At 43.1% G+C, this 19,963-nt stretch carries 15 protein-coding genes; 2 read left to right on the top strand and 13 right to left on the bottom strand.

Annotation, left to right across the window (positions count from 1 at the left end; translation table 11 throughout):
• Positions 1-2 precede the first annotated feature (2 nt).
• The 4 genes from murA to AC503W_RS19870 form a co-directional block, all read right to left on the bottom strand.
• Positions 3-1,286 (bottom strand): UDP-N-acetylglucosamine 1-carboxyvinyltransferase, encoded by a 1,284-nt coding sequence (gene murA, locus AC503W_RS19855; RefSeq protein ID WP_494915541.1) that lies wholly within the window; start codon positions 1,284-1,286, stop codon positions 3-5.
• Between the two features lie 216 nt (positions 1,287-1,502).
• Positions 1,503-2,153 (bottom strand): fructose-6-phosphate aldolase, encoded by a 651-nt coding sequence (fsa, locus tag AC503W_RS19860; protein WP_402870279.1) that lies wholly within the window; start codon positions 2,151-2,153, stop codon positions 1,503-1,505.
• 146 nt (positions 2,154-2,299) lie between these two features.
• Positions 2,300-3,157, bottom strand: a complete 858-nt coding sequence (locus AC503W_RS19865; RefSeq protein ID WP_402870278.1) for a class II fructose-bisphosphate aldolase — start codon at positions 3,155-3,157, stop codon at positions 2,300-2,302.
• 237 nt (positions 3,158-3,394) lie between these two features.
• Positions 3,395-3,766 (bottom strand): response regulator, encoded by a 372-nt coding sequence (locus AC503W_RS19870; RefSeq protein WP_402870275.1) that lies wholly within the window; start codon positions 3,764-3,766, stop codon positions 3,395-3,397.
• 278 nt (positions 3,767-4,044) lie between these two features.
• On the opposite strand from AC503W_RS19870, the gene AC503W_RS19875 reads away from it, so the two are divergent.
• Positions 4,045-4,581: a DUF2529 domain-containing protein gene (locus AC503W_RS19875; protein WP_402870272.1), complete on the top strand. Its 537-nt coding sequence runs from the start codon at positions 4,045-4,047 to the stop codon at positions 4,579-4,581.
• Between the two features lie 54 nt (positions 4,582-4,635).
• Here AC503W_RS19875 and pyrG read toward each other — a convergent pair whose 3' ends face one another.
• From pyrG to AC503W_RS19920, 9 genes are all read right to left on the bottom strand, one after another.
• Entirely contained in the window at positions 4,636-6,240 is a 1,605-nt protein-coding gene (pyrG, locus tag AC503W_RS19880) for a CTP synthase (RefSeq protein WP_494915544.1), read from the bottom strand.
• Positions 6,241-6,651: 411 nt separating this feature from the next.
• On the bottom strand, positions 6,652-7,221 hold the full coding sequence (gene rpoE, locus AC503W_RS19885; protein ID WP_494915545.1) for a DNA-directed RNA polymerase subunit delta: 570 nt from the start codon (positions 7,219-7,221) through the stop codon (positions 6,652-6,654).
• 446 nt (positions 7,222-7,667) lie between these two features.
• Complete coding sequence (gene icmF, locus AC503W_RS19890) at positions 7,668-10,934, bottom strand: fused isobutyryl-CoA mutase/GTPase IcmF (protein WP_427650235.1); 3,267 nt, start codon at positions 10,932-10,934, stop codon at positions 7,668-7,670.
• Positions 10,935-10,945: 11 nt separating this feature from the next.
• Positions 10,946-11,596: a TetR/AcrR family transcriptional regulator gene (locus AC503W_RS19895; RefSeq protein WP_402990503.1), complete on the bottom strand. Its 651-nt coding sequence runs from the start codon at positions 11,594-11,596 to the stop codon at positions 10,946-10,948.
• 112 nt (positions 11,597-11,708) lie between these two features.
• The gene (locus tag AC503W_RS19900) at positions 11,709-12,848 is read right to left on the bottom strand and encodes an acyl-CoA dehydrogenase (RefSeq protein WP_402954918.1); all 1,140 of its coding nucleotides are present in this window, start codon (positions 12,846-12,848) and stop codon (positions 11,709-11,711) included.
• A gap of 25 nt (positions 12,849-12,873) precedes the next feature.
• Positions 12,874-14,004 carry an acyl-CoA dehydrogenase gene (locus AC503W_RS19905; protein ID WP_427650492.1) on the bottom strand — a complete coding sequence of 377 codons (1,131 nt, stop codon included), beginning with the start codon at positions 14,002-14,004 and terminating at the stop codon, positions 12,874-12,876.
• A gap of 40 nt (positions 14,005-14,044) precedes the next feature.
• A complete protein-coding gene (locus AC503W_RS19910) occupies positions 14,045-14,896 on the bottom strand; it encodes a 3-hydroxybutyryl-CoA dehydrogenase (protein WP_402870256.1) in 852 nt (283 codons plus the stop codon).
• Between the two features lie 29 nt (positions 14,897-14,925).
• Positions 14,926-16,119 (bottom strand): acetyl-CoA C-acetyltransferase, encoded by a 1,194-nt coding sequence (locus AC503W_RS19915; RefSeq protein WP_494915548.1) that lies wholly within the window; start codon positions 16,117-16,119, stop codon positions 14,926-14,928.
• A 186-nt stretch (positions 16,120-16,305) separates the two neighbouring features.
• A complete protein-coding gene (locus tag AC503W_RS19920; protein WP_402871306.1) occupies positions 16,306-18,435 on the bottom strand; it encodes a heterodisulfide reductase-related iron-sulfur binding cluster in 2,130 nt (709 codons plus the stop codon).
• A 307-nt stretch (positions 18,436-18,742) separates the two neighbouring features.
• Here AC503W_RS19920 and cls point away from each other — a divergent pair, with 307 nt between their 5' ends.
• A complete protein-coding gene (gene cls, locus AC503W_RS19925) occupies positions 18,743-19,948 on the top strand; it encodes a cardiolipin synthase (RefSeq protein WP_403079716.1) in 1,206 nt (401 codons plus the stop codon).
• The last annotated feature ends 15 nt before the right edge of the window (positions 19,949-19,963 follow it).

Here is a 19,963-nt window from a genome sequence, read left to right on the forward strand (position 1 = left end):
GATCAGCTTTTCAGCTGCTCCACTTCTTCTTCTGTCATTTTTTCACGCCAGATCGTTGCACCTAAGCCAGAAAGTTTCTCTACAAGATGACTATATCCACGGTCTATATGTTCAAGACCCGTCACTTCCGTTATTCCTTCTGCCATTAAACCTGCAATTACCAAAGCTGCTCCTGCACGCAAATCGCTCGCTTTGACCTTTGCCCCATGAAGTTGGACCGGGCCGCTAATGATACCCGTCCTGCCTTCCGCTTTAATCTTTGCATTCATGCGGCGTAATTCGTCTATATGCTTAAAGCGTGCTCCGTAAATCGTGTCAGTCACCATGCTTGAACCGCTCGCTTTTGTTAATAACGACGTAAAAGGCTGCTGTAGGTCAGTCGGGAACCCTGGATAAACCAAGGTCTTTATATCAACAGACTTCAGGACCTGACCAGGAGCCACAAATACTTGATCGTCCCCCGCTTCAATTCCGACGCCCATTTCCCGCATTTTGGACGTGAGTGACTCTAAATGTTGGGGAATGACATTATCGATCAATATGCCCTCACCAACAGCAGCAGCTAGAATCATGAAAGTTCCCGCTTCTATCCGATCGGGGATAATCGTATGTTTGCACCCATGAAGGCTATCCACACCATCAATCCGAATGATATCCGTTCCGGCTCCCTTGATTTTCGCTCCCATATTGGTCAACAAGGTAGCCACATCAATAATTTCTGGCTCTTTTGCGGCATTTTCAATTACGGTCCGCCCTTTAGCCAAGACAGCAGCCAGCATGATATTGATCGTTGCCCCGACACTGACTACATCCAAATAGATACGGGCACCACGTAGCTCGTCCGCCCTTAAATAAATGGCGCCTTGTTCATTCGTCACTTGTGCTCCTAGTGCTTCGAACCCTTTAATATGCTGATCGATTGGACGAGGTCCTAAATGACATCCTCCAGGCAGTCCAATTACAGCTTTTTTAAATTTCCCTAGCATCGCACCCATCAAATAATAAGAGGCACGCAATTTTTTCACCTTTCCGTTAGGTAGAGGCATAGAAATCATTTTGCTGGGATCGACAGTCATTCCACCATCGTTAAAAACAACAGTACCGCCAATTTCCTCCATTAATTCTTTTAGCATCTGTACATCAGAGATATCCGGCAGGCCTTCTATCGTGACTGGGGAATCTGCCAAAATCGTTGCAGGAATTAAAGCGACAGCACTGTTTTTCGCACCACTGACCCGAATGGTCCCCTTAAGAGGATAACCACCGGCAATTTTAAGTTTTTCCATAATGAACTCCCTTCCACGCTAAGCACTCAAGAAGCTGTATTTTAAATAAAAGTAATATTTTACCACAAGAAAATTGCGTAATCCGACATCATTCACTATCTAGTTTCTTAGTTTACACAAAAATAGAAAAGTCATGTAGAAAAATGAGAAAAATTTCTAATTTTTTTCTTTTTCATCAATACTCAGCATTCTTTTGCAACTTAGCGGTAGGATTCATTATGCTTCTGTACGAGAGTTCCAGTCTTTCAAGAATGCTTCGATCCCTTTATCCGTTAAAGGATGGTGGAATAATTGCATTAACACTTTATAAGGAATTGTTGCGATATGAGCTCCGTTTAACGCAGCTTGTGTGATATGCATTGGATGGCGAATTGAAGCCGCGATGATTTCTGATTGGATGCCATGGATTGTAAAGATGTCTGCGATATCGGAGATTAAGTCCAATCCATTTTGACCGATATCATCTAAACGTCCTAAGAATGGAGACACATATGTCGCTCCTGCCCTAGCAGCAAGTAACGCTTGGTTGGCACTGAAAATAAGGGTAACATTCGTTTTAACTCCTTGTTTTGTTAAAGCTGCAACAGCCTTCAAGCCATCCGGTGTCATTGGTACTTTAATTGTGATATTTGGTGCAATGGCAACTAGTTCTTTTGCCTCTGCCATCATTCCTTCAAAATCAAGGGAGATAACTTCCGCAGAGACAGATTCCTTTACAAGGCTTGTAATCTCTTTTAGACGGTCATGAAAAGAAACGCCTTTTTCTCTTGCTACAAGCGATGGGTTGGTCGTAACCCCTCCTAAGACACCAAGTTCGTAAGCTTGTTTAATTTCTTCCATATTAGCTGTATCAATAAAGAATTTCATGAAAAGTTCCTCCATATGTAAATGAATTTTACGTGCTTGTACACTGCATTTTAATGGTTTGATGAACGAAGGGCAATACCGCCTTGTTCCTATGTCGCCATCAGAGAGTAAAAAAATCTCTGATGGACAAATTACCTTTTAAAAAATTAAGCTTTGTTATTGGAACCGAATTCGCGAATTTTACCAATGACCGTTTGTTTGATTGCTTCCCGACCAGGTCCTAAGAATTTGCGTGGATCATATACATCCGCATTACTATTTAAGACTTCTCGAACGGCTTTAGTGAAAACGATTTGGTTTTCCGTATTCACATTTATTTTTGATGTTCCCAGTGAAATGGCTTTTTGGATATCTTTTGTCGGAATACCAGTGCCACCATGAAGAACAAGCGGTTTTTTAGTTAAATCACGAACCTCTTCCATTTCCTTATACCCAAGGTTCGGTTCTCCTTTATATGGACCATGGACAGAACCCAATGCCGGAGCAAAGCAGTCTACATCCGTTTCCTTAACAAGAAGTTCACATTCCTTAGGATCTGCATAAACGACACCATCCGCGATGACGTCATCTTCTTGTCCACCTACTGTTCCTACTTCAGCCTCAACGGACACATTGCGGGCGTGAGCGAATTCCACAACCTTCTTAGTCGTTTCAATGTTCTCTTCAATCGGGTGATGGGAAGCATCGATCATTACTGAGGTGAAACCAGCCTCGATAGCTTCTTTACACTTATCAAAGCTAGAACCATGGTCAAGATGAATGGCCACAGGTACGGTGATTTTCATATCTTCCATTAAACCTTGAACCATCATCACAGTTGTTTTGAATCCACCCATGTGACGGGCAGCCCCTTCAGAAACACCAAGAATGACCGGCGATTTTTCTTCTTCTGAAGCAGCCAGAATAGCTTGCGTCCACTCCAGGTTATTAATGTTAAATTGACCTACTGCATACTTTTCATCAAGAGCTTTATTCAGCATATCTTTCATGGAAACTAAAGGCATTTGATTTCCTCCTAATAATGAATGTATTGTTGAAAGTTGTTTCTATCTAGATATTCCCGAAAACTAAAGCATCATACACATAATAAACAGAATATCTCTACTCGTTTAGCATATCAATACATGAAAAAAACAGCAACAAATTGACCATATCACTTAAGCTTCACACTAAAAAAACACGGCTATCTTAAAGAAGATGCCGTGACGCTTCTTTATTGAGATAAAGATCCATAAACCTAGTTAACTAGATTGGATGGGTAAATATTCACGGACAGCATTTCTAATATCATCGATGTCAAAAGGCTTTGCAAAATGAGTCATCGCCCCTAAGTCCTTTGCTTCTTGTATCATGTCAAGTTCTCCATACGCCGTCATGATGATGACCCGAATATCGGGATCGACCGCTTTCATCCGCTTCAAGATTTCTATTCCATCCATACCGGGTATCTTCATATCCAACAATACAAGATCAGGTGAATCATTGTTAAGAACTTCTAAAGCCTGAATGCCATTCGCAGCTTGAAACGTTTCATACCCTGCTTTATGTAAGACCTCGTTCAATAAAATCCGAATCCCAAACTGGTCATCGACAATTAATATTTTCCCTGACATTTAGCCACCTCTGTTCTCTATTTGTAATGTGAAAATGAATCAGATAATAGATCCCCCTTATGGGTAATTAATTTGGCTTGCTGCAAAACTTCTTTGGAGTTCTATGTCTCTATGTTCATATTCAATAATTGTAACAAAATTCCTGCTATAAGAGTAAATTGATTTTAATTTTTCGGATGACCTTTCTGACAGATAATGACTCGAATGACTGGAAATCTGTTAAAGGAACAAAAAGTCCTTTATAATAGGGGTACTATTTTTTAAAGGAGTTCCTAAATATGTTGAAGATATTTTCTACACAGTTAAGTGGTGTATTTAAGAAGATCATGGAAAAGGATTCTTTCGAAATGGAGGATGCCGGACGCCTATTAGCTCAGGCCGTGGTCGGAGATGGGTCCGTTTTCATTCACGGATTCGGGGAAATGCAAGGAGTTGTTGCGGAAAGCCTCGAGGGGGAGGAACCTTTTCCAAAAGCTAAAAGATACACAGATGATAGTAGGATTTCCCACGAGGATCGGCTTCTGTTATTCAGTCGTCACTCAGATGATCCAGAAGCCATCAAATTTGCTGAACGACTTCACCAGGAAGGCATACCTTTCGTTGCCGTTTCAACCGTGGTTCCATCCGAAGGAACCACACTGGTGGAGCTTGCGGATGTCCACATTGATTTACGCATCCAACGTGGATTAATCCCGGATGAAACGGGAAATCGTTACGGTTACCCGACTCTCATCGCTGCCCTTTTTGCTTATCATGGGATTAAGTTTACGGTCGAGGAAATCATACAAGAATATGAAGATGAATCCGAAGGTTGACCCGACTTCTAGACCAAAACAAAAAAACAGCCAAACGGCTGTTTTTTGTTTTTATTATTTTTCGTTATGTTTCAAAGACATACCCACAAAGTCACGGAATAGTGGTTGTGGACGGTTTGGACGTGATATGAATTCCGGATGGAATTGTGATGCCACGAACCAAGGGTGATCTTGCAATTCTACGATTTCCACTAAACGGCCATCTGGGCTTGTACCAGAGAAGACGAATCCTGCCTCTTCCATGCCTTGGCGATAATGGTTGTTGAATTCATAGCGATGGCGGTGACGTTCATATACGACTTCATCGTTATATGCCTCATATGCTTTTGTACCTTCGATAAGCTTACATGGATATAGACCAAGACGTAAAGTACCACCCAAGTCTTCCACATCTTTCTGTTCTGGTAGAAGGTCAATGATTGGGTCTGGTGTATCTGCATTGATTTCTGCTGAATGCGCTTCAGACAAACCTAGAACATTGCGTGCAAATTCGATGGATGCCAATTGCATACCCAAGCAAATACCGAAGAACGGCGTTTTCGTTGTACGTGCATATTCGATTGCTGCGATTTTTCCTTCGATTCCACGATCTCCAAATCCACCAGGGACAAGGATTCCATCTGCATCTTTAAGCAATTCAGCAACATTTTCTTTCGATACATCTTCGGAATTGATCCAATCCACTTCAACGTCCGCATCAAATGCGTATCCTGCATGTTTAAGTGCTTCGACAACAGAAAGGTATGCATCTTGCAATTCAACATATTTACCAACAAGGGCAATTTTCGTTTTCTTCGTCAAAGAAGTAACTTTTTTAACAAGTTCTTTCCAATCTTCCATTTCTGCCACTCCACAATCTAGTTGTAGGTGGTCGCACACAATCTGATCCATATTTTGCGCTTGAAGGGCAAGCGGGATTGAATAAAGTGTATCCGCATCAAGACACTCGATTACTGAATCTTTATCGATATCGCAGAATAAAGCAATCTTATCCTTCATATCTTGTGATATCGGTCTTTCAGTACGTGCTACGATGATATTCGGTTGAATACCAAGACTGCGTAATTCCTTAACACTATGCTGTGTTGGTTTTGTTTTCATTTCACCGGCAGCTTTAATGTAAGGAACAAGAGTACAGTGAATATACATGACGTTATTGATTCCAATGTCACTTTTGATTTGACGAATGGCTTCAAGGAATGGAAGAGATTCGATATCGCCGACTGTTCCACCGATTTCAGTGATTACGATATCCGCATTCGTTTCGTTTCCTGAACGGAAAACCCGTTCTTTGATTTCATTGGTAATATGAGGGATAACTTGAACAGTTCCGCCTAAGTAGTCTCCGCGACGTTCTTTTCGTAAAACGGTTGAATAAATTTTACCTGTTGTCACATTGCTGTGTTTACCAAGATTGATATCGATAAAACGCTCATAGTGACCTAAGTCCAAATCCGTTTCGGCGCCATCATCCGTTACGAACACTTCACCATGTTGGTATGGGCTCATTGTTCCTGGATCCAAGTTGATATATGGGTCGAATTTTTGAATTGTTACATTTAACCCTCTATTTTTTAAAAGCCTTCCTAGAGAAGCTGCTGTTATCCCTTTTCCCAAAGAGGAAACTACTCCACCCGTTACAAAAATATATTTAGTCATCTCATATCCTCCTATGAATGTTTTCATCAACTGCCGTTCTCTTGATTCCATTGAACCTTCTGCCTTTGTTTATTCCGGCAGATATAGACGAACAAACCAGGTCTTACAATCTTATCTCTTAGAAGTAACCAAGAATTCGGACGGTAAGATGGGGTATGCCTGGCATGCCAATTAGATAAGTTCCCTGTGTTTAACATGAACTTTTTACTGATATCTATAGTTTTTACCACTTTACGCGTATTCATTGTAAAAATAAAAAAATGATGTCATTTTAACATTCCATCATCAAAAACAAAAACGCTCCTCTTACAAAAAAGTAAGGGAGCGATATAATTTTAAGATTGTGTCCTTTTTTAAGGAGCCCAAAAATGATTCTACAAATTTCGCCTTAAAAAGTCAAGGGGCGATTATTTATTTCTCTTTTTCGTCGTCTTCTTCATCTTCGTCTTCATCTTCGTCGATTTCGAAAACTTCATCTTCAATAATTTCCTCTTCTAAATCGTCGTCATCATCCACGTCGTCTTCTAAAAGTACTTCGTCGATAACTGCGCCGCCTAAGATTTCATCATCGTCATCGTCATCATCTTCATCCAAGTCATCAATATCTTCCTCGAAATCAAGATCTTCGTCTTCAATATCATCGAAGTCTTCAACGACCACTGCAGCTTTCTTCGCTTTCTTTTTCTTCTTCACTTTAACAACGTGCACGACTTCTTCTTCAATTTGGTCAACCGGGTACCAAGTTTTCAATCCCCAGCGGTTTTCCCCAAGTGAAGTAAATCGGCCATCTACATTCAAATCCGTATAGAACTGGGCAATTCTCTTTGCCACTTCCGCTTTTGATAAATGCTGAAGTGAAGCTATTTCACTCATTAAGTCTTTAAATAGAATGGGTTCGTTTTTTTCAACCAACACTTCATATGCGATTTCTATCAAGGACATTTCCATAATTTGCTCTTTCGAGTATTTTTTCAAACTCAAGTTCCGCACTTCCCTTCTCTATTCGAACACGACTAGTCATGTTTTTTCACATAAAAAAATAATCTAAAACAGTATTTCGGTAAAATAACGACAATTCCTGCTAGACATATTATCCATTATAAACAATCTAAATGGGTTTATGCTAGTTCTATCTGATACTTTCACAGATTTTCCCTACTGGCTTATAAAAACTAAATCTATTTCAAGGAAGGTATAAGGGAAAAAGCACCCACAAATAACGTTAAAAAAGATTTGAGATTGATGTGCGAAATAATCCTTATTTTTTAACATCAGTATCCTCGTTTTGATTCTACCAATCACAAATAGGGGTGAATCATCATCTTTGCCCCTTTTCAAGGAATTTATAAGGTAAATGTTTCATTTTCCGAAAAATGATGAAAATTGGTTCTGAAAAAGGAGCATCCCTTAAGGATACCCCTTCCCTTTTACATATTTCTTCTGTATTGTCCGCCAACCTCATATAATGCACTTGTTATCTGACCCAAGCTCGCGACTTGCACGCAAGTCATCAGTTCGGCAAAAATATTTCCTCCGTTCATTGCCGTGTCCTTTAATCGGTTCAAGGCTTCCTCAACACTTTCCTTGTTTTCTTCCTGGAATGCACGAAGATTCGCGATTTGCCCTTCTTTTTCCTCTTTTGTAGCTCGGGCAACCTCCATGCTGTTCACAGCTTCTTCTGTTGGGGGATTCGGATTCAAATACGTATTCACCCCAATGATTGGGAGTTCCCCTGTATGTTTTTTCATTTCATAATGCATGGATTCATCCTGAATCTTCCCTCGTTGATACTGGGTTTCCATGGCGCCCAACACACCGCCTCTATCATTAATGCTATCGAACTCCCTCAAGACGGCTTCCTCGACTAGTTCAGTCAACTCTTCAATTATGAAGGCACCTTGCATCGGATTTTCATTCTTGGATAGTCCATGTTCTTTCGTGATGATCATCTGAATGGCCATGGCACGGCGTACAGACTCTTCTGTAGGTGTAGTGATGGCTTCGTCGTATGCATTGGTATGAAGCGAGTTGCAATTATCTTGCAGGGCCATTAAGGCCTGTAGCGTTGTCCGTATATCATTGAAGTCGATTTCCTGTGCATGTAGGGAACGTCCCGATGTCTGGATGTGGTATTTTAGCTTCTGGCTTCGTTCATTGGCACCATATTTATCACGCATGACTGTCGCCCATATTCGTCTCGCGACCCTTCCGATAACGGTATATTCCGGGTCAAGGCCGTTGGAAAAGAAAAATGACAGATTTGGAGCAAAGTCATTGATATCCATGCCGCGGCTTAAGTAATATTCAACATACGTAAAACCATTCGCCAACGTGAAAGCCAATTGGGAAATAGGATTGGCTCCCGCTTCTGCGATATGATAGCCGGAAATCGAAACCGAGTAATAATTCCGGACCTTTTTATCTATGAAATATGCTTGGATGTCCCCCATCAGCCTTAAGGCAAATTCGGTAGAGAAGATGCAGGTATTTTGCCCTTGATCTTCTTTGAGAATATCAGCCTGAACTGTCCCACGGACCGTTTGAAGCGTATAATCCTGAACTTGTTCATATTCTTCCTTTGTGAGCGAACGGCCTAATTCCCCTTCTTTCAGGCGGACCTGCTGTTCGATTGCCGTATTCATATACATAGCCAAGATAATGGGCGCAGGGCCATTGATCGTCATGGACACCGACGTGGATGGGGCGCATAAATCAAAGCCGGCATACAATTTCCTCATATCATCCAACGTGCAGATGTTGACGCCACTCTCTCCTACCTTCCCGTAAATATCCGGCCGGTAATCAGGGTCTTCCCCATATAACGTAACCGAATCAAAGGCGGTACTCAGGCGTTTCGCATCATCATCTTTAGATAGGTAATGAAAACGACGGTTCGTTCTATCCGGTGACCCTTCGCCGGCAAATTGGCGCTTGGGGTCCTCCCCCTCGCGTTTGAATGGGAAAACTCCGGCCGTATACGGGAAATGCCCAGGTACATTTTCTCGATAGACCCACCCTAGTATCTCCCCATAGTCTTCGTATTTAGGAAGGGAAACCCTTGGGATCATTAACCCGGACAAACTTTTCGTCTTTAGGTCGGTGACGATTTCCTTATCCCTGATTTTCGTGACAAGCTGGGTGGCCGAATATTTCTCTTTTAACTCGTTCCAGCCAGCCAGGATGGCTTTCGATTCGGCCGATAACTTGGAAACGGTTTCTTTTTTCGATGCCTCAAGTGACTCCACGACAGCTTCCTCACACCCATTTTCCTTGACCGCCACTATCGCCCCTTCCAGCTGGAACAATCTTCTTGCCAGTTTGACTTGTTCTCGTGCCTGCTTATGATAATTCCGGACCGTCTCACTGATTTCACGTAAGTAGTACCGCCGGTCAGTTGGAATGATGACATTCTGCTTGTAGACATCCGCTTCTTTTGAAAAAGTCGTGCTCCAATTCGTCCCGGCCTTTTCGTTTAACTTTTCGATAAGAACGGCGAATAAAGCATTCGTGCCTGGGTCATTGAATTGCGAGGCGATGGTACCATATACAGGCATTTCAGAAGTGTCTCGATCAAATAAAGTATGGCTTCTTTGATACTGTTTCTGAACCTGATTTTTAGCATCTTCAGACCCTTTACGCTCATATTTATTGATGACGATCAAATCGGCATAATCGATCATGTCAATTTTCTCAAGCTGTGAAGGGGCTCCGAATTCACTTGTCATGACATACATGGACACATCGCAAATCTCGGTAATGCCCGCATCTCCCTGGCCGATTCCACTCGTTTCTACGACGATTAAATCAAAGCCTGCCGCCTTGACCACTGAAATGGCATCTTGAATGGCGAGTGAGAGCTCACTTTTTGAATGGCGAGTCGCCAAGCTTCGCATATAGACTCGATTGGAAAAAATGGCGTTCATTCGGATCCGGTCACCAAGCAACGCCCCGCCAGTTTTTTGTTTTGTCGGATCGACCGAAAGGATCGCCACATTCTTCTCCGGAATTTCATTGAGGAAACGTCGGATCAACTCATCAGTCAGTGAGCTTTTCCCAGCTCCTCCCGTTCCTGTAATGCCGAGCACCGGCACCTGTTTTTCTGATGTCTTGACCTGTTCAAGGAGACTTTCTACTGTTGCGGCTGATTCCTGGGCGGCGTCGAGCCTATTTTCTGCACAGGTGATATATTGGGCAACCGCACTCGTTTCTCCTGCAATCAGTTCATCAAAACGGTCCTGCAAGGATGGCTTTACTGTCGAGAAGTCACACTCTGCCATCAAAACGTTGATCATTCCCTGTAGCCCGTACTCGCGGCCCTCATCAGGAGAGAAGATACGGGCAATCCCATATTCATGTAGTTCCTGAATCTCCCTTGGTAAGATGACACCGCCGCCACCAGCGAATATTCGAATGTGTTCGGCTCCCTTTTCTTTCAATAAGTCATACATATATTTAAAGTATTCCACGTGCCCACCTTGGTAGGATGACATCGCGATACCCTGGACATCCTCTTGAATCGCTGCATTCACGATTTCCTCGACCGAGCGGTTATGGCCTAGATGAATGACTTCCGCCCCGCTTGCCTGAAGAATCCTTCTCATAATGTTAATGGATGCATCATGGCCATCGAATAAACTCGAAGCCGTCACGAACCGAATATGGTTTTTAGGTTGATACACTTCAATTGTACTCATTTGACTCCTCCTTATTGAAATGAATTGATATCAGCATGTTTCTGAATCGATACACTATGGGTCAATAATTCTGTTTGGATTTCAACATACTCTTGAAGCGTAAATCTTTTGTGTAAAGCCCATCTTCTAAAACTCCACATCTGTCCCTGAACGAAAATGTTATGGGAGACGAGGCTGATCTGTTGCTTCGTCAAGTGAAGCTCCCCGTTCTTGACACAATTTGTGATGACCTTTTCGAACATGCCCACCATTTCGATTTCCTTGTTTAAAACGTATGGTAAGGCATCCTTGGTCAAGGCTTTCACCTCTTGATACATGACCAATACTTCATCCTGCATCTCATCCATTACCTGATAAAAATAGGCGATTGTCAGTTTCAGGCTGTCTAGCGTCCCATCACTCTGTTCGATTTCCCTCTGAAGTTTCTCCCGGACCTCATCATAAATAAAGTCACAGACGAGATATAGAATGTCTTCCTTCGTCCGGATATACTCGTATAACGTACCGATACTAAAACCGGATGCTTTAGCAATCTCCCTTGTTGTCGTCCGGTGAAACCCCTTCTCTTTAAATAGGTTAACGGCACCTTTAATCATCTGCTTACGCCTTTTCTCGATCAGCCTCTCATCCTTGACAGACGCTTGAACTTCTCTTTTTTCCATTTCTTAAACCCCTTTTAGAAAGCTCACCCTTCACCTTCAGGGAGCCTTTCAGAAAAATGAAAAGGGTATTCCGGGAGGCGGAAGGGCCTCTCCGGAAAACCTGGTTTCAACTCTATTTAGTTATCATCCTTGAGATGACCAGTTTTTGAATTTCCTGTGTTCCCTCATAAATTTGGGTGATCTTTGCATCTCGCATAAAGCGTTCAACCGGGTAATCTTTTGTATATCCATACCCGCCAAACACTTGAACAGCCTCCGTTGTTACTTTCATGGCTGTGTCCCCGGCAAAAAGTTTCGACATGGCGGATTCCTTTCCATAAGGGAGGCCCACTGACTCCAGCCAAGCCGCTTGATACGTTAAGAGTCGCGAAGCCTCGACACCTGTCGCCATATCCGCCAATTTAAAACCGATTCCCTGCTGTGCGGAAATAGGTTTTCCAAACTGGACGCGTTCTTTTGCATAACCAACCGCCGCATCCAAGGCTCCTTGGGCAATACCGACTGCCTGAGCGGCAATTCCGTTACGTCCGCCATCAAGAGTCATCATCGCGATTTTGAACCCTTCGCCTTCTTTTCCCAAAAGATTTTCTTTTGGTACACGGCATTCATCAAAAATGATTTCAGTTGTCGGTGAAGAACGAATTCCGAGTTTTTTCTCTTTTTTACCTACACTGAAGCCTGGAAAATCCTTCTCGACAATAAAGGCACTTGTTCCTTTTTGTTTAGACTCCGGATCTGTCAATGCAAATACTACATACGTATCGGCGATACCACCGTTCGTGATGAAAATCTTCGAACCATTGATGATGTATTCATCTCCTACAAGCTTTGCAGTCGTTCTCATGCCACCGGCATCAGACCCTGAGCTTGGTTCCGTCAAACCATATGCACCGATTTTTTCACCTTGAGCCATCGGGCGAAGGTATTTTTGTTTCTGTTCTTCCGAACCAAATTTATAGATTGGCCAACCGGCAAGGGATGTATGGGCCGAAAGCGTAACACCCGTAGAGGCACATACACGGGATAGTTCTTCGATTGCGATACAATACGCGAGATAATCGCTTCCGATGCCCCCGTATTCTTCTGGCCATGGAATTCCGGTCAGTCCAAGTTCAGCCATTTTATCAAAAATCTCACGGTCAAACCGTTCTTCTTCATCTCTTTCGGCTGCTGTTGGAGCCACTTCATTTTCAGCGAAATCACGCACCATTTTCCTGATCATTTCATGTTCTTCCGTTAATTTAAATTGCATATCCATGTCCCCCATCTTCTTGGTTTTAGAGATGTTTATTAATGACGATCCTTTGTATCTCACTGGTTCCTTCATAAATTTCCGTCACCTTGGCATCCCGGAAGTAACGTTCGACCGGGTATTCCGTTGTATACCCGTACCCTCCGTATACCTGAATGGCCTCAGTTGTCACTTCTACAGCCGTCTTCGATGAAAACAACTTTGCCATCGATGCCTCCTTGCCACAAGGTAACCCAAGCGACTGAAGATAGGTCGCTTGATAGACTAATAGCCTGGAAGCCTCGATGTTCGTGGCCATTTCGGCCAATTTGAACCCGATGCCTTGCTGCATGGCAATCGGTCTGCCGAATTGCACCCTGCTCTTTGCATACTCGACAGCATGTTTCATGGCGCCTTCGGCAATACCGAGGGCTTGAGAAGCAATGCCTATTCTTCCAACGTTCAGGTTGGCCATCGCAATTTTGAACCCTTCGCCCTCGCTACCAAGGAGATTCCCAGCTGGTATTTTCATATCTTCAAAGGTTACCTGTACCGTACTGGAACCATGAAGTCCCATTTTCCGCTCATTTTTCCCGAAAATAAGGCCAGGTGTTCCTCTTTCTACGATAAAGGCAGAAATGCCCTTGCTTTTCTTACTCGGATCAGTGGAAGCGAATACAATGTAAACATCTGCCTCCGCTCCATTTGTGATGAATACCTTTGAACCGTTCAGCCGGTAGGTCTCGCCTTCCTTTACGGCTTTTGTTTTCAAACTCGCAGCATCGGATCCTGAACTTTGTTCCGTCAAACAGAAGGCACCTAAGTATTCACCTGCAGCAAGCTTCGGGACAAACCTCTCTTTCTGTTCTTCCGTTCCGAAGTAAACGATTGGATTCGTGCCAACGGAAGTATGGACCGAAAGTATGACACCCAGAGTCGGGCTCACTTTAGAAATTTCATTGATGGCAATGATATAAGACATGAAATCCATCCCTGCTCCACCATATTGCTCTGGGATCGGGATACCCATCAGTCCAAGTTCACCCATTTTACGGAGGATCTTTTTGGGAAACTCCCCTCTTTCCATCGATTCTATATGGGGCTCTATCTCCTTTTCGGCAAAATCACGGACCATCTTGCGCATCATTTCCTGCTCTTCTGTGAATTGGAAATCCATCCCTACATTCCTCCCCTGATGCCCTTGCTCTACCTGAAGACTAACTGTATTCATAAAAACCACGTCCTGACTTCTTACCAAGCCAACCTGCTTTTACATATTTCCTCAATAACGGACATGGACGGTATTTGTCGTCCCCTAACCCATCATGGAGGGTTTCCATTATGTATAAACATGTATCCAGGCCAATGAAGTCCGCGAGTGTAAGTGGTCCCATGGGATGATTCATGCCTAACTTCATGACGTCATCGATCGCCTCTTTGGTTGCTACACCCTCGTATAGGGTATAAACCGCCTCATTGATCATTGGCATCAGTATCCGGTTCGCAACGAATCCAGGAAAATCATTCACTTCGACCGGGACCTTACTTAAGGACTTTGCCATTTCCTCAATTTCTTCATATACGTCGTCTGCTGTAGCAAGACCACGGATGATCTCGACCAGCTTCATGACCGGAACCGGATTCATGAAATGCATGCCGATCACCTTCTCCGGCCTTTTTGTCGCAGCAGCTATTTCCGTAATGGGAAGCGATGACGTATTGGTCGCCAGTATGACATGCTTCGGGGCGATTTCATCCAATTGGGCAAAAAGCTTCGTTTTGATTTCCATATTTTCAATGGCTGCTTCAATGACCAAATCCACATCTTTCGCTTGATTCAAATCCGTTGATGCTGTCAACCGGGATAACGTTGCCTCTTTATCTTCAGCAGGCAGTTTTCCTTTTTCTACTTGTCGGGAAAGGTTCTTGGTAATCGTACCTAATCCCTTTTCTACATATTCTTCTTTCAAGTCATGCAATAGAACATCATAGCCGCTCATTGCGCATACCTGGGCAATACCAGAACCCATTTGCCCTGCACCAATGACCATAACCTTTTGAATGCCCATCCAAAATCCCTCCTTAGTTATCTAGCAATCTATTTTCCCTGCGTTGGCACTTCTATTAAAATGGCATCTCCCTGACCGCCGCCACTGCAAATGGCTACAATGCCCAATCCGCCGCCGCGACGTTTCAATTCATGCATAAGCGTGATGATGATGCGGGCTCCACTAGCCCCAATCGGATGTCCCAATGCTACGGCACCACCGTTTACATTTACTTTTTCAGGATTGACATTCGCAATCTTCCCACTGGCTAGGGCGACAGCGGCAAAGGCTTCATTGATTTCAAATAAATCTATGTCCTCGATGGATTTACCGGACTTTTTCAAGAGTTCATTGATGACCAAACCAGGTGTTTTGGGAAAGTCTTTGGCTTCCACAGCCACTTCTGCATGGCTCAAAATATAGGCAAAAGGCGTTACCCCTTCTTTTTCTGCACGTTCTTCACTCATTAAGACAAGGGCTCCCGCTCCGTCATTGACCCCTGGGGCATTTCCAGCCGTGATGGTCCCTTCGTTATTAAAGGCCGGACCTAATTTGGCCAGCTTCTCGGCTGATGTATCTTTTCTTGGGCCTTCATCATGCTCAATCGTCATAGGCGTTCCTTTTCTTACCGGAACCTCTACGGCAATGATCTCTTCAGCCAAAATTCCGGCATCGATTGCCTTAATGGCCTTTTGGTGACTTTCATAAGCCCAGCTATCCTGCTGCTCACGCGTAAGCTCCAGTTCTGCAGCTGTACTGTTTCCATACGTCCCCATATGTACGCCTGTAAAGCTACAGCTAAGGCCATCCGAGATCATCGTATCCTTCAGCTGACCATCGCCCATCCGTAGTCCCCATCTCGCTTTCGGGAGAATGTATGGTGCGTTGCTCATCGATTCCATTCCACCAGCAACGATGATTTCTTCCTCCCCTAAGCGAATAATCTGATCTGCCAATGTCACGCTTCGAAGACCTGAGGCGCAAACTTTGTTTATCGTTTCCGTTTTCACTTCCCAAGGTAACCCTGCATTACGTACTGCTTGCCGAGAAGGGATCTGCCCTTGCCCCGCTTGGAGCACATTCCCCATAATGACCTCGCCTACCTTGCTTCCATCAATCCCTGCCCGTTCAACCGCTTCTTTGATTGCTATTCCACCAAGCTGTGAGGCTGTCAAACTGCTGAGGCCCCCGCCGAACTTACCAAAAGGTGTTCTCACACCGCTAATGATCACTGTTTTCGTCATTATTCATTTCCTCCTCAGGTAAATTGATTGAACGCTCGCTCGATGTCCGTATAAAAAAATTTGAAAGCGCTTAATTCCATTTTACATATTTTTTACAAAAATTAAAATATTTAGTTTATATAAAAGAGAAATTGCCTGCTTCTAGTGAATGTATTCATTTAAAAGAAGCAGGCAATTCTATTTAACTTAAGACGCTACTGGCTTACTATCTCCCAGGATTGCCTTTTCGAGTAATTCGGCAACATCATACGTTTTCACATTCTCTTCAACTTCTTTTGCCTTCGTCCCGTCCGACAACATCGTCAAACAGTATGGGCAACCTGAGCTAATAACAGTTGGGTTTACTGCAAGAGCTTGTTCGGTACGGGAAACGTTAATTCGGTTACCCGTTTCCTCTTCCATCCACATCAAGCCGCCCCCAGCTCCACAGCACATTCCTTTCTCACGGTTACGTTCCATCTCGACAAGTTTGACGCCTTCAATGGATTGCAAGATTTCACGTGGTGGGCTGTATACATCGTTATATCTTCCCAAGTAACAGGAGTCATGGAAGGTAATCGTTTCATTGACCGGGAATTGCGGTACCAGTCTTCCTTCCTTAACAAGCTGAGCAAGTAATTCCGTGTGATGGTACACTTCCGCTTCCAGTCCAAAGTCCGGATATTCATTCTTGAAGATATTATATGCATGCGGATCGATGGTCACGATTTTTTGGATATCGTTTTTCTGGAATTCTTCGATATTTTTCATGGCCAGTTCTTGGAAAACAAACTCATTTCCTAGACGGCGAGGAGTATCGCCCGAATTTTTCTCCTTATTTCCTAAGATGGCAAATTTGACGCCAGCTTCATTCATTAATTTAGCAAAAGAAAGGGCGATTTTTTGGCTTCGGTTATCATACGACCCCATCGAGCCTACCCAGAATAAATATTCAAATTCCTCATCCGCTTTTTTCATTTCCTTGACGGTTGGGATGACAACGTCGTCACGTAAACCTATCCAGTCTTCTCTTTCTTTACGGTTCAATCCCCAAGGATTCCCTTGGCGTTCGATGTTTGTCATCGCACGTTGGGCATCGGGATCCAAACGACCTTCCGTCAGCACCAAGTAACGGCGCATATCAATGATTTTATCAACATGTTCATTCATGACCGGACATTGATCTTCACAGTTCCGGCACGTTGTACATGCCCATAGTTCCTCTTCCGTGATGACTTCCCCAATAAGGCTAGCGCTATAGGCCTCGGTTGCTGCTGCAGACTCCTGCGCCCCCTGCCCCGCACTCGCTAAAGCGATTTGGTTGCCCTTTGTATTTCCAAATACGAAAGACGGAACCCAAGGTTGCTTAGTCGTAACGGCTGCCCCTGTATTCGTTAAGTGATCACGCATTTTGATAATGATATCCATCGGCGATAGCATTTTTCCCGTACCTGTGGCCGGACACATATTCGTACAGCGACCACACTCTACGCAGGCATATAGGTCAATCATTTGATATTGCGTTAAGTCTTCGATATATTTGGCACCATAATATTGATTTCCTTCTTTATCCAAAATCTCTTCCTCTAAATCCACCGGCTTCAGCTTACCCGGGTTATCCAAACGATTCAGGAATACATTAACGGGTCCAGCAATTAAATGAGCGTGCTTGGACTGCGGGATATAGACAAGGAAAGATAATATGATGATCAAATGCAACCACCAAGCTACGTAAAACACGACAGTCGCTGCGGTCGGTCCCATCCAGTTGAATAAAAACGCAATGCTGGATGCTACGGGTTCTGACCACGTTGCATCATGACCGTGCCAGATCATTCCCATTCCATTACCTGTTAATACGGTAACCATGATTCCGGTAATGAAAATGACGACCAACCCTGCTTTAAAATCTCTTTTCAATCGAACAAGCTTCTCTACATAACGGCGGTATGCTGCCCATAAGATTGCAACAAGAACCGTGAGCGTCACGACTTCCTGAAAGAAAGTGAACGCCGGGTATACCGGACCAAATGGTAAATGCCATCCTGGCTTTAATCCTTTAATAAAAAAGTCAATGGCTCCAAATTGTACTAAGATGAAACCATAAAATAACATGGAGTGTATGATTCCACTCTTCTTGTCTTTAAAGAGCTTCTTTTGTCCGAATACATAAACCCCAATTTTAACCAGCCGTTCTTTGACGCGATTATCGAATTCCACCTTTTTGCCAAGCTTTATATAGGCCATTCGAGTCCTGATTAAATAGACAAATAATCCAGCAGCGTAAGCGGTTACAAGTAAAAATGCAATTAAGTTAATCCACAGCAGGCCATTCATTTCCATTGCATGCGTTCCCCCTTTTATATATTCGTGAATCGTGTAAAAATGCCAGATCACCACTTTAAAATTATAGAAAAAATGGCATTTTCCTGAAATTTGATTATCTCCATTATATAATGAATGAGCATTCAGTCAACTTTTTTCTTTGTAAATATTGTTATTTTTCTACACCCACTAGTAAAGTTCGACAATTCCGTCAATTACCCTTCTTATTTTTTAAAAAAATCCACTTTCTCTTGTACTTAATTAATGGTTACAAATAGGTTGTTTGAGTCAAACTAACTTAAACCATTAAGGGGGGATCGTGTTGAAGGTGTTCGTTACGTTTTTTTCTATATTAATGTTGATCCTCACTTGGTGCTGGGTTGATTTCAAATTAGGCTATAAGCAGCAGGTAAAGCGGGCAACGAACATCACTTTCCCGCCCCGTAAAAGTGAAATGACCGTCTTTACATCAGGGAAAATCCTATTCGAAGATTTCCTGAAAGAAATTGAACGGGCCCAGGAGTCCATACATATTCTTTTTTATATCGTGAAAGAGGATCAATTTAGCAATGACTTTTTGAAGTTGCTTCAAAAAAAGGCAGAATCGGGTGTGGAGGTAAGGCTGTTGGTAGATAGGGTCGGAGGTAAAAAAATGTCCCGGCAGTCCATTCAAGAATTAAAGAAAAGCAATGTTCACTTTTCATATAGCTTTAAACCGAAGACCCCTTTCCTTTTCTATTCCACGCAAAGAAGAAATCACCGGAAAATCACCGTAATTGACGGAAGGATTGGGTATCTGGGCGGTTTTAATATTGGGAAGGAATATATTAATCAAGGAGAAAAGCTAAACCCTTGGCGTGATTACCACCTGAAAATCACGGGGGAAGGAGTGAAGGATTTACAGGAAGTTTTCCTTTCTGATTGGTTTTATGATACAAAAGAAGATTTCAGGGGGACTCCCGCCTATTTTCCTGAATTAGTTCCTGGCTCACAAGCTCAACAGTTCATCGTGACTAATGGAAGCGACCTTGAACAAACTCTGATAAACCTGATTCAAAAAGCTGATACGGAAATTATTATTGGGACACCCTACTTCATCCCAAGCCATAAATTGTTTGAAGCATTAAGGGAAGCCCTTTCCAGAAAGGTAGCGGTCACCGTCATCGTTCCGGACGTTTCGGACCATGCCCTAGTTAAAGAGGCATCATTCCGCTACTTTAGAATTTTATTAAGAGAAGGCGCCTCCATCATGCAATTTCAGAGAGGGTTCTACCATTCTAAAGTGATATTGATCGATGATATTATGTGTGATATCGGTACGGCAAATTTTGATAAACGGAGTTTATTCCTGAATAGCGAAATCAATTGTTTAATATATGACCGCCGCTGCATAGAAGATGTGAAGGATGAATTGGCGATCGACATTGCTGAATCTAACCCAATAGCGGAAAAGACACTCTCATCCCCTAATATCTTACGTTCAGCAAAAGAATCACTAGCTGCCATCCTTTCCCCTTTTCTTTAAAAATCGGGTAATGGG

Source organism: Peribacillus suis (assembly GCF_059384845.1).

What these genes read in the sequence shown, in the direction of transcription:
- AC503W_RS19870 (WP_402870275.1), bottom strand. Translation starts at nt 3,766, where the DNA reads ATGTCAGGGAAAATATTAATTGTCGATGACCAGTTTGGGATTCGGATT.
- AC503W_RS19865 (WP_402870278.1), bottom strand. Translation starts at nt 3,157, where the DNA reads ATGCCTTTAGTTTCCATGAAAGATATGCTGAATAAAGCTCTTGATGAA.
- AC503W_RS19920 (WP_402871306.1), bottom strand. Translation starts at nt 18,435, where the DNA reads ATGAATGGCCTGCTGTGGATTAACTTAATTGCATTTTTACTTGTAACC.
- AC503W_RS19905 (WP_427650492.1), bottom strand. Translation starts at nt 14,004, where the DNA reads ATGGATTTCCAATTCACAGAAGAGCAGGAAATGATGCGCAAGATGGTC.
- fsa (WP_402870279.1), bottom strand. Translation starts at nt 2,153, where the DNA reads ATGAAATTCTTTATTGATACAGCTAATATGGAAGAAATTAAACAAGCT.
- murA (WP_494915541.1), bottom strand. Translation starts at nt 1,286, where the DNA reads ATGGAAAAACTTAAAATTGCCGGTGGTTATCCTCTTAAGGGGACCATT.
- AC503W_RS19900 (WP_402954918.1), bottom strand. Translation starts at nt 12,848, where the DNA reads ATGCAATTTAAATTAACGGAAGAACATGAAATGATCAGGAAAATGGTG.
- AC503W_RS19910 (WP_402870256.1), bottom strand. Translation starts at nt 14,896, where the DNA reads ATGGGCATTCAAAAGGTTATGGTCATTGGTGCAGGGCAAATGGGTTCT.
- AC503W_RS19875 (WP_402870272.1), top strand. Translation starts at nt 4,045, where the DNA reads ATGTTGAAGATATTTTCTACACAGTTAAGTGGTGTATTTAAGAAGATC.
- AC503W_RS19895 (WP_402990503.1), bottom strand. Translation starts at nt 11,596, where the DNA reads ATGGAAAAAAGAGAAGTTCAAGCGTCTGTCAAGGATGAGAGGCTGATC.
- pyrG (WP_494915544.1), bottom strand. Translation starts at nt 6,240, where the DNA reads ATGACTAAATATATTTTTGTAACGGGTGGAGTAGTTTCCTCTTTGGGA.
- icmF (WP_427650235.1), bottom strand. Translation starts at nt 10,934, where the DNA reads ATGAGTACAATTGAAGTGTATCAACCTAAAAACCATATTCGGTTCGTG.
- AC503W_RS19915 (WP_494915548.1), bottom strand. Translation starts at nt 16,119, where the DNA reads ATGACGAAAACAGTGATCATTAGCGGTGTGAGAACACCTTTTGGTAAG.